The organism is Mesorhizobium sp. WSM4828, assembly GCF_055811175.1.
Map to the genome: position 1 here is coordinate 17,964 of NZ_JBVVQK010000036.1, position 13,859 is coordinate 31,822.

Here is a 13,859-nt window from a genome sequence, read left to right on the forward strand (position 1 = left end):
GGGAGGCTAATGCATGTCGCCCAAAAGTGTGCGGCGGTTTTGGAACAACGACATGCATAAAAACAAAGTGCCAACGAGGATTGTCCATAGATGAATGTGGCCCAGAACATTGTCGCCGGCCTCGACCGGATACTGACCATGGAATTGGTGCGCGTTACCGAACGCGCCGCGGTCGCGGCCGCCCGATTGCGCGGTCGCGGCGACGAGAAAGCCGCCGACCAGGTCGCGGTCGATGCCATGCGGCAGGAGCTCAACCGTCTTGCCATCAACGGCACGGTGGTGATCGGAGAAGGCGAGCGCGACGAGGCGCCGATGCTCTATATCGGCGAGGAGGTCGGTACCGGCAGAGGCCCGGCTGTCGACATAGCGCTCGATCCGCTCGAAGGCACGACGATCTGCGCCAAGAACCTGCCCAACGCATTGGCCGTTATCGCCATTGCCGAAAAAGGCAGCCTTCTGTTCGCGCCCGACGTCTATATGGACAAGATCGCGATCGGCCCGGGCTATGCCGACGGCATCATCGACATCGACACCTCGCCGGCCGAAAACATCGCCAGCCTCGCCAGGGCCAAAGGCGTGCCGGTGGCGGAGATCACCGCCTGTATTCTCGACCGGCCACGCCATGGCGCGTTGATCGAAGCTGTGCGGGCGACCGGAGCCGCAATCCGTCTGATCGGCGACGGTGATGTCGCCGGCGTCATCCATACCACCGACCCGGACGAGACCGGCATCGACATCTATCTCGGCACCGGAGGCGCGCCCGAAGGCGTACTCGCAGCCGCCGCCTTGCGCTGCACCGGTGGCCAGATGCAGGGTAGGTTGATCCTCGATACGCCGGAAAAGCTGGCGCGCGCCGCCAAGATGGGCATCTCCGACCCTAAACGGATCTACCACACGCAAGACATGGCACGCGGCGACGTGCTGTTTGCCGCGACCGGCGTCACCGACGGCAACATGCTGGCCGGCGTCAAGTTCGGCCGCAATTTCATCACCACGCATACGATCGTGCTGCGCTCGTCGTCGCGAACCGTGCGCGAGATCAAGGCCAGGCACCAGGATCTGGAAAAGTTTTGATTTCGACTCAGTTAGCCGTTGCATATTGTGCGCAATGACAAATTGCAGACGGCGCGTCACGTGACGGGGGAAAGGCGCTTTTTCCTCGATGTCAGGCAATCGGCCACCGGCGTTTCCTGGGAACACCGGCTGACCGAGCGCCAGGACATGGCTGCGCTCGCCATCGCGCAAGGTTATGGCGTGCCCGACATCGTGGCGCGCGTGCTGGCCGGGCGCGGCGTCACCGCCGAGCAGACCGAGCGGTTCCTGGATCCGACCATCCGCAACCTGCTGCCCGACCCGGCATCACTGACCGACATGGACAAGGCCGCCTCTCGCATCGCCCAGGCGGTGACGGCCAGGGAGAAGGTGGCGATCTTTGGCGACTACGATGTCGACGGCGCCGCCTCGTCGGCGCTGCTCAAGCGCTTCCTCGCACATTTCTCGGTACCGTCGGAGATCTATATACCGGACCGCATCTTCGAGGGTTACGGCCCCAATCCGGAAGCGATGCGCGAACTCGTCTCGCGCGGCGCGACGCTGATCGTCACGGTCGATTGCGGCACCAATAGTGCTGCTTCCATCGACGCCGCGAAGGCCGCCGGCGCCGACGTCGTGGTGCTCGATCACCATCAGGTCGGCGGGCCGTTGCCGGCAGCGGCTGCGGTCGTCAACCCAAATCGCGAGGACGACCTTTCCGGGCAAGGCCATCTCTGTGCCGCCGGCGTCGTCTTCCTTTGCCTGGTGCAGACGGCGAAGATCCTGCGCGGCCGCCTGCCGGATGCCGCACCGCCGGACCTGCTTGCTCTGCTCGACCTGGTGGCGCTGGGCACTGTCTGCGACGTGGTGCCGCTCACCGGTGTCAACCGCGCCTTCGTCGTCAAGGGGCTGCAGGTGGCGCGGCAGCAGAGAAACGAAGGGCTGGCGGCGCTGGCGCGGGTCTCACGTATAGGCGAGCCGATCAGCACATTCCATCTGGCCTTTCTGATCGGTCCGCGCATCAACGCTGGCGGGCGCATCGGCGACGCAGCACTTGGCAGCCGCCTGCTTGCAACCGACGACCCGGTCGAGGCGCGCACCATCGCCGAGACACTGGACCGGCTCAACCAGGAGCGGCAGTCGATGGAGCAGGAGATGCTGGCCGCGGCGCGCTCAGAGGCCGACGCCGAGCTTGCCGGCGGCAATGGACCGGCCATCGTGGTCACAGCCAGCAGCAACTGGCATCCGGGCATTGTCGGCCTGCTTGCCTCGCGGCTCAAGGACCATGCAAGACGGCCGGCCTTTGCCATCGCCTTCAACGCCAATGGTGTCGGTACGGGGTCAGGCCGTTCGGTGTCGGGCTTCGACCTCGGCCGGCTGGTGCGCGAGGCTGCCGATGCCGGGCTGATCGTCAAGGGCGGCGGCCACGGAATGGCGGCCGGCATCACTGTCGAGCGGGCGAAGCTCGGCGAACTCAGGGCTTTCTTCGAAGAGCGCGCGGCGGTGGATGTGTTCCGCCTGCAAGGCGAGGAGAGCCTGGCGATCGACGGCGCGCTTGCCGCCGAGGGCGCGACGCTTGCGCTGCTCGATGCACTTGAGAGGGCAGGGCCGTTCGGCGCAGGGCATGTCGCGCCGGTGTTCGCGCTGCCGCGTCACCGGCTTGTCGATGCGCGGGCGGTCGGCAGCAACCACATCCGCGCCGAACTGCAGTCGGAAAGCGGCGGCCGCATCCAGGCGATCGCCTTTCGCGCCGTCGATACTGCGCTCGGCGAATTCCTGTTCAAGAACAGGGGCAAGCCGGTGCATGTCGCCGGCTCGCTGTCGGGCAACCACTGGAACGGCAACCGCACGGTGCAATTTCGTATCGTCGACGCGGCGCTTGCCTGAGAGCTCGCGGACCGCCCTGCCTAAGCGAGGACGGTCTGCAGCCGCGTCAGGTCGCCGATCTGCGCCATCGTTGCCTGGTAGCCGATACGGATCGCTTCGTCGGCGCGGTGGAATTCGGTCAGGCCGATATGGCTGAGCTTCGGCTGCAGCGATATGTCCGGCGGGTCACCGGCCAGCCTGGCGCGCGAAATGCGGTCCTGGATGATGTTGAAGGCTTCTACCATGACGCCGGTGATGCCGAGCCGCGTCTCGCGCGACTGGCGTTCGGGATCGGCGTGGCCGGCCCGCGGCGCGTCTTTCTCGATGACCAGCTCGCCGGCGCTGTGCTTGATCACCGCGGCGCGGCCGAACAGATCGTAGTGGAGGTTCACCGCAACCACGAGCGGCTGCTCGTAGGCACGGCAAACCGAGACCGGCACCGGATTGACCAGGGCGCCGTCAACCAGCACACGCCCATTGCAGGCGACCGGCTCGAACACGCCGGGCAGCGCGTAGGAGGCGCGCATGGCGGTGCTCAACGAGCCGCTCGACAGCCAGATCTCATGGCCGGTGCGGATTTCCGAAGCGACGCAGACGAATGGTTTTGGCAGATCCTCGAAGCGGATGCCGGCTATGTGCTCGCGCAGCCGCGCATCGAGCTTCATGCCACCGAACAGACCGCTGCCGCGTAGATTGAGATCGAGAAGGCCAAAAATGCGCCGCCTGGTCAGGCTGCGCGCGAATTCTTCCAGCTCGTCGAGCTTGCCGGCAACATAGCAGCCGCCGACCAGCGCGCCGATCGAGGTGCCGGCGATCATCGACACTTCGATGCCGGCTTCGTCAAGCGCGCGCAGCACGCCGATATGCGCCCAGCCGCGCGCACAGCCGCCACCCAATGCCAGAGAAATCCCTGTTTTGCCCGGAGATTTGGTTTCGGATGCGCCTGCGGCCGAAGAGAGGCCATTGGCCTCCCGAACGTCAGGTCTGTTGCGCAATGACGCCCAGTCGAGCATCACAATCTCCCTTGTCCCACGGTCATCCTACAGGCGGGCCGTATCGAAATCATGAATATACGTGGCTGAAGTGCTGCGAATGGTTCATATTGATGGTGTATTGGGCTTTCGATAGGTTTTTTCCGCATCGAACAGCGGCTTGCTGCCGTCGCTGGCAAGCGTCCCTTTGCCATCGCTCAGCCCCACCGTCCGATAAAAGCATGAACGTCGGCCGGTGTGACAAGTTGCTTCATGACCCAGCACTTTGACGCGCAACCATATCGCGTCCTGGTCACAATCCGTGAGCATGTCGACGACCTGCTGGACATTGCCCGAGGTTTCGCCCTTCTTCCACAGCCCGTTGCGCGAACGCGACCAGTAGTGCGCGATGCCGGTCTCGAGCGTCAGCGCCAGCGCCTCGGCATTCATATGCGCGACCATCAGCAGCATGCCGTCTTCGACATCGGTGACCACGACAGTGACGAGGCCGGCAGCATCGAAGCGCGGTGAAAGGACCGTGCCTTCCTCGAGTGCCTTCTTGTCTGTTGGAGCTTTCGGGAATTCCAATGCCGACATTCGCCGGTCCTTATCTAGCGAAGCCGGCAAGCCGATCAGATCCTGCTGCCGCGCACCATTGTGACGAAGCGGACCTGCTCTTCGGGTGTGTCCTTGAAGACGCCGGTGAAGGTTGAGGTCAGCGTGGTCGAGCCCTGCTTGCGGATGCCGCGCATGGCCATGCACATATGCTCCGCCTCAAGCATAACGGCCACGCCGCGCGGATTGAGCACGTCCTGGATGACGCCGGCAATCTGCGCGGTCATCGCTTCCTGGGTCTGCAGGCGATGGGCGAAGATGTCGACGACGCGGGCGATCTTGGACAGGCCGACAACCTTGCCGTCAGGCAGATAGCCGACATGCGCCTTGCCGATGATCGGCACCATGTGATGCTCGCAATGCGAGTGGAAGGATATGTCCTTGACGAGGACGAGATCGTCATAGCCGGCGACTTCCTCGAAGGTGCGGCCAAGTTCCTCGGCCGGGCACATATCATAGCCGTTGAACATTTCGCTGAACGCCTTGGTGACGCGCTTCGGCGTGTCGATCAGGCCCTCGCGGTCAGGGTTGTCGCCGGTCCAGCGCAACAAGGTGCGCACGGCGGCTTCGACTTCGGCCTCGCTCGGCCGGTCGGTGACCGGCTTTTCCATATAGGCGGACCGCGGCATGAGTTTCTTGATAACGGCGTCCATAAAGGCGTCTCCCGTAGTTCCTCTCTCAGGAGGAACGAGTTGAACGGACCACGACCTTTCGGGTGTCAGAAACTCGCCCGGTTTCCAGCCCGTAAGTGGCGTGAACAGAATTGGGTATGACGAGGTTTGTGGTCGCCTTGTCGATACCCGACTATCGCCATTATATATGTTCGTGCCGAGCGAAAGGAAGACGCCAGAGCGGCAATGACTGTTCGCTGGGCGGCGACGGATTGGAAAAATATGATCGACGATGTCTACAATGCGAAAATTCTGGGTTTTGCCGGAAACATCGCACGGATCGGCCGGCTCGAGCGGCCCGACGCAACCGCACGAGCACATTCCAAGCTGTGCGGCTCGACGGTGACCGTCGATCTGAAGATGGATGATGGCGTCGTCAGCGATTTCGCGCATGATGTGAAGGCCTGTGCGCTTGGCCAGGCGTCGTCTTCGATCATGGCGCAGCATGTCGTCGGCGCCAGCGCCGAAGAATTGCGCAGCGTGCGCGAGACGATGCTGAAGATGCTGAAGGAAAATGGCCCGCCGCCCGAAGGCCGCTTCGCCGACCTGAAATACCTGGAACCGGTGCGCGACTACAAGGCGCGCCACGCCTCGACCATGCTGACGTTCGACGCAGTGGTCGATGCGATCGGCCAGATCGAAAAGAAGCGGGCGGAAGAGGCGGCTTAGATCTCGGCAAGGAAACGCCGGCTTTCGGCGAATTCCGCCCGGACCCAGTCGGCAAAAGCCCTGGCCGGCTCGGAAAGGTCATTCAGCCTTCTGGCCACCAGCCAATAGGCGCCGGACGCGACGTCGATGTCGAAAGGCTTGACCAGCGCGCCGGACGCAAGTTCTTCGCCGATCTGCAAAAGATCGCCCAGCGCGACACCATGTCCAAGCAAGGCTGCCTGCTTCGAAAGCGAAGCATCCGCCAGCATCGGACCACGCGCAGGCACGGTATCAGCCGTGACGCCCGCCGCTTCGAACCAGCGCGCCCAAGCCTGACGGTTTTCTTCGTGCAGCAATGTATAGCGACCAAGGTCGATCGGCTTTTCCAGAGCTGGGCCGGATGCAAGAAGCGCCGGCGACAGAACTGGTGAATCGACGACCGCGGCAAGCTGTTCGGCTTCGCTGCGTGGCCATGAGGTGGCGTGCGCACTGAAGCGTAGGGCAAGTTCGGGCTGATCGCTGCGAAACTCTATCAACCTCGGGTCGACCTCAAGGGAAACGTCGATATCGGGTCGCAACTCGCGAAAGCGGTTGAGCCGCGGCACCAGCCATACGGATGCAAGCGACGGCTCGACGCTGACACGGACCACGGACTGCGTCGGGGCCGCCGTCAATTCCGAAAGCAGCCTGTCGATGCCCTCGAAACTTCTGACCAACTGGTCGAGCAGCCGCCGGCCGGTGTCGGTCAACTCGACGCGGCGATGATGGCGGAAGAACAGAGGTTGGCGCAGGAAGGCTTCGAGCTCGCGGATCTGGCGGCTGATCGCCGCCTGCGAAACATAAAGCTCCTCGGCCGCACGGCTGAAGCTCAGGTGACGACCGGCTGCTTCGAAGCTTCTGAGAGCCGTCAGGGGGAGGTGTCCGCGCTTCATTCGCATAACTCAGAGTTATCTGACGTGGACGTTATACTCGTTTGAACAGCAAGGCCAGCGGCGCTCTAATCGGTGCTCAAGGAGTGCCGCTATGATCCAGTTTCTCAATATTCTGGGCGATGTCGTGCGGATCGCGACGTTTCAACGGTACGACGAGAAACCGCGTAGGGATCGGTGCGAGGAGAGGCCACCGACTGGCGTCGCCGTATGCCGGAAGCCGACGCCCGACCGCTGCCCGGTTCGCCGTACCAGGCCATGATGGGATTGCCGGACGGCATTGCGTTCCTGGCCCGATGCGCACATCTATCGTGTAGGGAAACGCGATGTGGAGACTGCAGTGGTCGGCCAACATCGGCAAGCGCACGGCGCCGGGCCGATTCGACAAGGACGCAATTGGCCCGGCCCGTGGCGCAAGACGCCGGGCCGCCTCCTCGGCACGTCGCTCGTCCGGCTCTACCAGCTGACGCTGTCCGGCTTCGTCGGCAATTCCTGCCGGCATCTGCCGACCTGTTCCGAATATACGCACGAGGCGATCGCCCGGCATGGGCTGTGGGCCGGTGGCTGGATTGGGTTTTTCCGGGTGCTGCGCTGCGGGCCGTTTGGCACGCACGGCATCGACCGCGTGCCTGATGTGCTGGGCGATCGCTACCTCTGGTTCACGCCATGGCGGTACTGGCTGATCGGGAAAAAACGTGGCGACCTGGACAGCTGAACGCAACTGTTCGGTACACAACCGGACCGCCTTTACGATCTGGTAGGGTTAACCGAAGCTTGCGCGGACATAGCGCATTTAAGACAAAATCGAGACAAGACGCCTCGCTAAGCCGCTCCTGACACCCCTTCAGGAGAGATTACCAAATGCGCCGGATAGATCGTCTTCCCTTCGTTTTCGCCGTGGTTCTCTATGTCCTGGCGTGGCTGTTGGGTTTTCCGATCCGTGCGCAATCGGCGCCGCTCGCGGACGTCGAATGCACGCTGATCGTCGACGCCGCAAGCGGCGAGACGCTGTATCGCCAAGGGACCTGCAACCAGCGCTTCAGCCCCGCCTCGACATTCAAGGTTCCGCTGGCGCTGATCGGCTATGACGCCGGAATCCTGAGCGACGAGCACACGCCGAGCTGGGAGTACAAGGCGGAGTTCAACGCGCCGAAACGGGACCGCAAGACCGTCGACCCGACGATTTGGGAAAGGGATTCGGTCCTTTGGTTCTCACGCGAGATTACGCAACAGCTCGGCAGCAAACAGTTTGCCGGCTATGTGTCCAGATTGGACTATGGCAACACCGACGTCTCCGGCACTGCCGGCAGGAATGACGGACTCACCCATTCCTGGGTGAACTCTTCGCTTGAGATATCGCCGATCGAGCAGGTCGATTTCCTGCGCAAGCTGCTGGCGCGGAAACTGCCGGTCTCGGACAAGGCCCATGCGATGACCAGTGCGATTGTCCCGACCTTCCGGGCAGGCGGCTGGACGGTGCAGGGCAAGACTGGAACGACCAGGCTTGGCGACAGCGCCGACAAGCGCTCGCTTGGCTGGTTTGTCGGCTGGGCGCAGACGGACGCCCGCAAGATCGTCTTTGCCCGCCTGGTAGTCGATACGAAACGTTCCGACACGCCAAAGGGGCTCAAGACGCGGGCGATGTTCCTGAAAGAGCTGCCGAATCTCCTCAGGTGACCTACATCCGGCTTTACGGCGCCGAAAACTGTCCATAAAAGACCGCTCGCCGCCGGACGCATCCGGCACTTACTGATGCATGTCGTAGCCCCAAAACCGCTAGGCAGTTTTGGGCGACATGCATTTCACCACCCGCGCTCGTTTGCGGGACTGGATAGGAGAATCTTATGCTGAATTCCGTTTCCCTGACATTTCCCGATGGCTCCGTCCGCGACTATGACGCGGCGATGACCGGCGCCGGCCTGGCGGAATCGATCTCGAAGTCGCTGGCCAAAAAGGCCGTCGCCTACAGCATCGACGGCACGCTGCGCGACCTTTCCGACCCGATCGGCAGATCAGGCAAAGTCGAGATCATCACCCGCGAGGACCCGCGTGCGCTGGAGCTCATCCGCCACGACGCAGCGCATGTGCTGGCCGAAGCCGTGCAGGAACTTTGGCCGGGAACGCAGGTGACCATCGGGCCGGTGATCGAAAACGGATTCTACTACGATTTCGCCCGCAACGAGCCGTTCACGCCCGACGATTTCCCGGTGATCGAGAAGAAGATGCGCGAGATCATTGCGCGCAACAAGCCGTTCACCAAAGAGGTCTGGTCGCGTGAAAAGGCGAAAAAAATCTTTGCCGACAAGGGCGAGCGCTACAAGCTCGAGTTGATCGACGCCATCGCCGAGGATCAGGACCTCAAGATCTATGCACAGGGCGACTGGTTCGATCTTTGCCGCGGCCCGCATATGGCCTCGACCGGCCAGATCGGCAACGCCTTCAAGCTGATGAAGGTCGCCGGCGCCTATTGGCGCGGCGACAGCAACAACCCGATGCTGACCCGCATCTACGGCACGGCCTGGGCCGATCAGGCGCAGCTCGAGGCCTATCAGACGATGCTGGAGGAGGCCGAGAAGCGCGACCACAGGAAGCTCGGCCGTGAGATGGACCTGTTCCATTTCCAGGAGGAAGGCCCCGGGGTCGTGTTCTGGCACGCCAAGGGCTGGAGGATGTTCCAGAACCTGGTCAATTACATGCGTCGCCGCCTCGACGAGCAGGGCTATCAGGAGGTCAACGCGCCGCAGGTGCTCGACAAGAGCCTGTGGGAGACGTCAGGCCACTGGGGCTGGTACCGAGACAACATGTTCAAGGTGACGGTGGCCGGCGACGACACCGACGATGACCGGGTGTTTGCGCTGAAGCCGATGAACTGCCCCGGCCACGTCCAAATCTTCAAGCACGGGCTGAAGTCCTACCGCGATCTCCCGGTAAAACTTGCGGAATTCGGCAATGTGCATCGCTATGAGCCGTCCGGCGCACTGCACGGGCTGATGCGCGTGCGCGGCTTTACCCAGGACGACGCCCACATCTTCTGCACCGAGGAACAGCTCGCCGACGAGTGCATCAAGATCAACGACCTGATCTTGTCGACCTATGCCGATTTCGGCTTCGACGAAATCACCGTCAAGCTGGCGACCCGCCCCGAAAAACGGGTCGGCACCGACGCGATGTGGGATCATGCCGAGGGCGTGCTGCAGGACGTGCTCGACAAGATCGCGGCGCGATCGGGCAACCGGATCAAGACGGGCGTCAATCCGGGCGAGGGCACGTTCTACGGGCCGAAGTTCGAATATGTGCTGAAGGACGCCATAGGCCGCGACTGGCAATGCGGCACGACGCAGGTTGATTTCAACCTGCCGGAACGGTTCGGCGCCTTCTACATCGGCTCGGATTCGGAAAAGAAGCAGCCGGTGATGGTGCATCGCGCCATCTGCGGCTCGATGGAGCGGTTTCTCGGCATCCTGATCGAGAATTATTCCGGCCATTTCCCGCTCTGGTTTGCGCCGCTGCAGGTGGTGGTGGCGACGATCACTTCCGATGCCGACGATTACGCGCGAAAGGTCGTTGCGCAGCTGAAGGCGGCCGGGCTGATCGCCGAAGCAGATCTGCGCAACGAGAAGATCAACTACAAGGTCCGCGAGCATTCGCTGGCCAAGGTCCCGGTCATCCTCGTCTGTGGCAAGCGCGAGGCCGAGGAAGAAACGGTCAATGTCCGCCGTCTCGGGTCGCGCGACCAGGAATCGCTCGGCCTCGCAGCTGCCGTGAGGCTGCTTGCCGACGAGGCGGTGACACCCGACCGCAAGCGCCGCGCAGCCTGAGCCTGCCGACCTGCAATGAATGGCGGTGGAGCAATCCACCGCCATTTTTCATGTGCCTGTCACGCCGCGCCCAGTTGCCGGCGCGACGCATGCGCAAGGCAGCTTAGACAGGCAGGGCTCAGTCGGCGCTTTCCTCGGAATCGATGGCCGAAGCCTCGGTGGCCAGAACTTCGATGTCCTGGTTGTGTCCGGCAACCACGGTAAAATCCTTCTGGTAGATGCGGTCGCGGTTCTTGGCGATGATGGTGTAGTCGCCCTCGGCCAGCACCATCGAGGCGAAGGCGCCGACGGTTTCCTTGATCGGATCGCCGGACTCGTTGAGCAGCGACCAGGAGGTGTCGGCGATCGCCTCGCCGCCTGACTCGCGCACCAGCTTCATGGTCATCTCGGCCGCACGGTGCTCGACGGTCGCTTCGGTCAGCTTGCCGGCCTCGACGCGGATGTCGGAGCGGATGACCGCGTTCACCGCACCATAAGTCGACACGACATGGTAGGTGCCGGCATTGAGCCGCACGACGCTGTTCGGCTCGACATCGGGTATGATCAGAGCGCGATCGCCATCGGCCGCGGCGTGGCTCTCATAGATCGAAAAGCGCAGCTTCTTCGGCGGTATGCGCACTCCTCCCGACAGCACGGCATCGAGCTTGAGGCCGCCGGCATCGAGCACGAGGCTCTCGCGCTTGGCTTCCTTGCCGACTGTGATGCGCTTGGTGGCGCCGGCCCGCCCGTAGGAGGCGTGGACCAGATACGAACCCGGCTCGAGCTGGAATACGGCGGTGCCGCCATGAGCCGAGGCGACCATCGGCAGCTTGCCGTCGCTGGCCGATTCGGGCTTGAAGACGCGCCAGACGATGCCGCGCGTGATGTCGGCGCCCTTGTCGGTCAATTGCGCCGACAGCGTGATTGCCCCGCTGCTCCCCAACGCCAGCGATGTCTCGCTTTTTGGAGGCGCATAGCCCGAAATTCCGGGAAGTTTCAGCTCGCCGAGGCCGTCCACATCCTGGGCGACGGCAAGCGAAACCGGCACCATCAACAGTGCGGCAGCGACCCATATCAGGAAAAGACGCAATGTCCCCTCAAACATGCCTTGCGTTGAAGCCCAAGGCGGTGGCAATTTCAAGGCTTAAGAGTCCGGTCGGCTTCTGCTACAGGGCTCTTTGTCCGGCGCGCCGCGCCAATGCCCAAGCCGCCCGATGTCCCGATGGTGCGCTTCAGCTCAAATTCCAGGAGACTTGCGCCCATGGCGTCGCCGATCATCGATTTTCTGCTGACCCGAAATTCCGCGCCGATCCCGGATTTGAAAGAACCGGCACCCGGCGATGCGGAGATTGCGACGATGATCGCCGCAGCCTCGCGGGTGCCGGACCATGGCCGGCTGGAGCCCTGGCGTTTCATCTTGTATCGCGGCGAAGCTCGCATCGAGATCGGCAAGAAGCTGGCGGCACTTGCCGAACAGCGTGAAGGGCCGCTGCCGGAAGGCCGCCGCAACCAGGAATTGGCGCGCTTTTCGCGGGCGCCGCTGGTCATCGGCGTGATCTCGATCCCCAGGGAAAATCCAAAGATCCCGCAATGGGAGATGTTCCTGTCCGGCGGCATGGCGGCGATGAACCTGATGCTTGCCGCCAATGCGCTGGGCTACGGCACCAACATGATCAGCAACTGGTATTCCGACGTGCCCGAGGGCAGGGCGATCCTCGGCCTGGCCCCGCATGAGCGGGTCGTCGGTTTCGTCCATATCGGCTCCTATCAGGGGCCAGCGCCGGAACGACCACGGCCCGATCCGGCAAAGCTCTATGCCGATTATTCGGGGCCGTGGGTGGGATAATTTCGGCGCGGAACAGTCTTAAGCGCCAAGCCCAGCTACCCTGGCCCGCGCCAGGAGCCGCTCGGCGAGCTTGAGATGCGGCCGGTCGTACATCTTGCCGTCGATGCCGACGACGCCTGGATTTCCTGCCGCCTTGAACGCCTCGACGATCGCCAGGGCGCTTTTCACCGCTTGCGCCGAAGGCGTGAAAGCAGCGTTGATGACCGGCACCTGCGCCGGATGGATCGCCATCTTGCCGGTGAAGCCGTCGCGCTCGGCCTCCGCGCATTCGGCCTCGAAGCCTGCCATGTCACGAAAGTCCGGAAAGACTGTGTCGATCGCCGCGACCTCCGCGGCACTTGCGGCGAGGATGGTCATGGTGCGGGCGAGGCGGAACACAACCGTGTAGCGGCCGTTCTCGTCGCGCGCGGCGCGCGCGCCGATTGCCGCCGACAAATCCTCCGCGCCCCAGGTGACGCCGGCAAGCCGCGCGCTTGCACGGGCGTAGGTCGCTGCTGCCAGAACGCCGGCGGCGGTTTCAGTGATGATCGGCAGGATCCTTATAGCTCCATCCGGCAGGCCGCTTTCAGCTTCGTGCACCCTGAGCTTGGCCGAGAGATGCTGGACATCCAGTCCGCCGTTCGACTTAGGCAGCATGATGCCGTCTGGTTTTGCTGGCACGAGCGCCGCCAGATCGTCGTCGGTCAGTCCGGTCGAAAGGTCATTGACGCGCACATAAATCAAGGAGCTGGTTCGGTGCCTGTGTGCGGCGATGAAACGCGCCGCTGTATCGCGCGCCAGACCCTTGTTCTGCGCGGCAATCGAATCCTCGAGGTCGACGATGACCACGTCGGCGCCCACGTCAAAGCCCTTCTCCAGCTTCTTTTCCGAATCGCCGGGAACGAAGAGCAGAGAACGCATCGGCTATGCCTTTTTCATCATCATGGCTTGCCTCGTGCATTTGGCAACCAGCACGTCGTTCTGGTTATAGGCGCGATGCTCGAACTCGACGATGCCGCGGTCCGGTTTCGATCTGGAATCGCGTACCGAAACCACCGTGGTCTCGACGCGAATGGTGTCGCCATGGAAGACGGGGTGCGGAAACACCGTCTCCCTCATGCCGAGATTGGCGATAGTGGTGCCGACGGTAATGTCGTTGACCGAGATGCCGATCATCAGGCCAAGCGTGAACAGCGAATTGACCAAGGGCTTGCCCCATTCGCTCTTGGCGGCGAAGTCGAAGTCAATGTGCAGCGGCTGCGGGTTCAGCGTCATCACCGAAAACAGCATGTTGTCGCTTTCGGTCACGGTCTTGCGCAGCGTGTGCTTGAACACATGGCCGACAACGAACTCCTCAAGGTAAAGTCCGGCCATTGTCGATCTCCTCCGCTGCTTAAGGGTTGATAGGCGTTGCATACCGGGCTCGCAAGCCAGTTAACGAACATGGTGAACCGTTCGTAAACCATTTGTGCCTACGGTCTCGACAGGGGCCAGAAGCGTTCTGG

Annotated in this window: 14 protein-coding genes; 7 read left to right on the forward strand and 7 right to left on the reverse strand. The window is 62.9% G+C overall.

The genetic code is table 11. The annotated features are described in order from the left end of the window. The first annotated feature begins 90 nt into the window (after positions 1–90). Together glpX and recJ are read left to right on the forward strand one after the other, a co-directional pair. Entirely contained in the window at positions 91–1,074 is a 984-nt protein-coding gene (gene glpX / locus AC0L2X_RS28160; RefSeq protein ID WP_352492761.1) for a class II fructose-bisphosphatase, read from the forward strand. A gap of 60 nt (positions 1,075–1,134) precedes the next feature. After that, on the forward strand, positions 1,135–2,919 hold the full coding sequence (gene recJ, locus AC0L2X_RS28165) for a single-stranded-DNA-specific exonuclease RecJ (protein WP_473561219.1): 1,785 nt from the start codon (positions 1,135–1,137) through the stop codon (positions 2,917–2,919). A gap of 20 nt (positions 2,920–2,939) precedes the next feature. Here the strand turns inward: recJ and AC0L2X_RS28170 are convergent, their stop codons facing one another. From AC0L2X_RS28170 to folE, 3 genes are all read right to left on the reverse strand, one after another. After that, positions 2,940–3,911 (reverse strand): patatin family protein, encoded by a 972-nt coding sequence (locus AC0L2X_RS28170; protein WP_352466977.1) that lies wholly within the window; start codon positions 3,909–3,911, stop codon positions 2,940–2,942. Positions 3,912–3,995: 84 nt separating this feature from the next. Further along, a complete protein-coding gene (gene hisI / locus AC0L2X_RS28175) occupies positions 3,996–4,466 on the reverse strand; it encodes a phosphoribosyl-AMP cyclohydrolase (protein ID WP_473561221.1) in 471 nt (156 codons plus the stop codon). Between the two features lie 35 nt (positions 4,467–4,501). Then, a complete protein-coding gene (gene folE, locus AC0L2X_RS28180) occupies positions 4,502–5,137 on the reverse strand; it encodes a GTP cyclohydrolase I FolE (RefSeq protein ID WP_473561223.1) in 636 nt (211 codons plus the stop codon). A 240-nt stretch (positions 5,138–5,377) separates the two neighbouring features. On the opposite strand from folE, the gene AC0L2X_RS28185 reads away from it, so the two are divergent. Continuing rightward, complete coding sequence (locus AC0L2X_RS28185) at positions 5,378–5,824, forward strand: iron-sulfur cluster assembly scaffold protein (protein WP_352492757.1); 447 nt, start codon at positions 5,378–5,380, stop codon at positions 5,822–5,824. On the opposite strand, the gene AC0L2X_RS28190 is transcribed toward AC0L2X_RS28185, so the two are convergent. After that, the gene (locus AC0L2X_RS28190) at positions 5,821–6,735 is read right to left on the reverse strand and encodes a LysR substrate-binding domain-containing protein (protein WP_352492756.1); all 915 of its coding nucleotides are present in this window, start codon (positions 6,733–6,735) and stop codon (positions 5,821–5,823) included. The genes AC0L2X_RS28185 and AC0L2X_RS28190 overlap by 4 nt on opposite strands. A gap of 337 nt (positions 6,736–7,072) precedes the next feature. Here AC0L2X_RS28190 and yidD point away from each other — a divergent pair, with 337 nt between their 5' ends. The 3 genes from yidD (at position 7,073) to thrS (ending at position 10,550) form a co-directional block, all read left to right on the forward strand. Continuing rightward, positions 7,073–7,447 carry a membrane protein insertion efficiency factor YidD gene (gene yidD / locus AC0L2X_RS28195; RefSeq protein ID WP_473561227.1) on the forward strand — a complete coding sequence of 125 codons (375 nt, stop codon included), beginning with the start codon at positions 7,073–7,075 and terminating at the stop codon, positions 7,445–7,447. A 146-nt stretch (positions 7,448–7,593) separates the two neighbouring features. Next, the gene (gene blaOXA / locus AC0L2X_RS28200) at positions 7,594–8,409 is read left to right on the forward strand and encodes a class D beta-lactamase (RefSeq protein WP_473561228.1); all 816 of its coding nucleotides are present in this window, start codon (positions 7,594–7,596) and stop codon (positions 8,407–8,409) included. 167 nt (positions 8,410–8,576) lie between these two features. Further along, positions 8,577–10,550: a threonine--tRNA ligase gene (gene thrS / locus AC0L2X_RS28205; RefSeq protein WP_473561229.1), complete on the forward strand. Its 1,974-nt coding sequence runs from the start codon at positions 8,577–8,579 to the stop codon at positions 10,548–10,550. A 118-nt stretch (positions 10,551–10,668) separates the two neighbouring features. Here thrS and AC0L2X_RS28210 read toward each other — a convergent pair whose 3' ends face one another. After that, entirely contained in the window at positions 10,669–11,634 is a 966-nt protein-coding gene (locus AC0L2X_RS28210) for a hypothetical protein (protein WP_473561231.1), read from the reverse strand. A 156-nt stretch (positions 11,635–11,790) separates the two neighbouring features. Between AC0L2X_RS28210 and AC0L2X_RS28215 the strand changes: the two genes are divergently transcribed. Then, positions 11,791–12,375, forward strand: coding sequence for a nitroreductase family protein (locus tag AC0L2X_RS28215; RefSeq protein ID WP_352737125.1), 585 nt, complete (start codon positions 11,791–11,793; stop codon positions 12,373–12,375). Positions 12,376–12,393: 18 nt separating this feature from the next. Here AC0L2X_RS28215 and AC0L2X_RS28220 read toward each other — a convergent pair whose 3' ends face one another. Together AC0L2X_RS28220 and AC0L2X_RS28225 are read right to left on the reverse strand one after the other, a co-directional pair. Then, on the reverse strand, positions 12,394–13,275 hold the full coding sequence (locus AC0L2X_RS28220) for an HpcH/HpaI aldolase/citrate lyase family protein (protein WP_473561233.1): 882 nt from the start codon (positions 13,273–13,275) through the stop codon (positions 12,394–12,396). 3 nt (positions 13,276–13,278) lie between these two features. Continuing rightward, positions 13,279–13,770, reverse strand: a complete 492-nt coding sequence (locus AC0L2X_RS28225) for a MaoC family dehydratase (protein ID WP_473561234.1) — start codon at positions 13,768–13,770, stop codon at positions 13,279–13,281. Between the last annotated feature and the right edge of the window lie 89 nt (positions 13,771–13,859).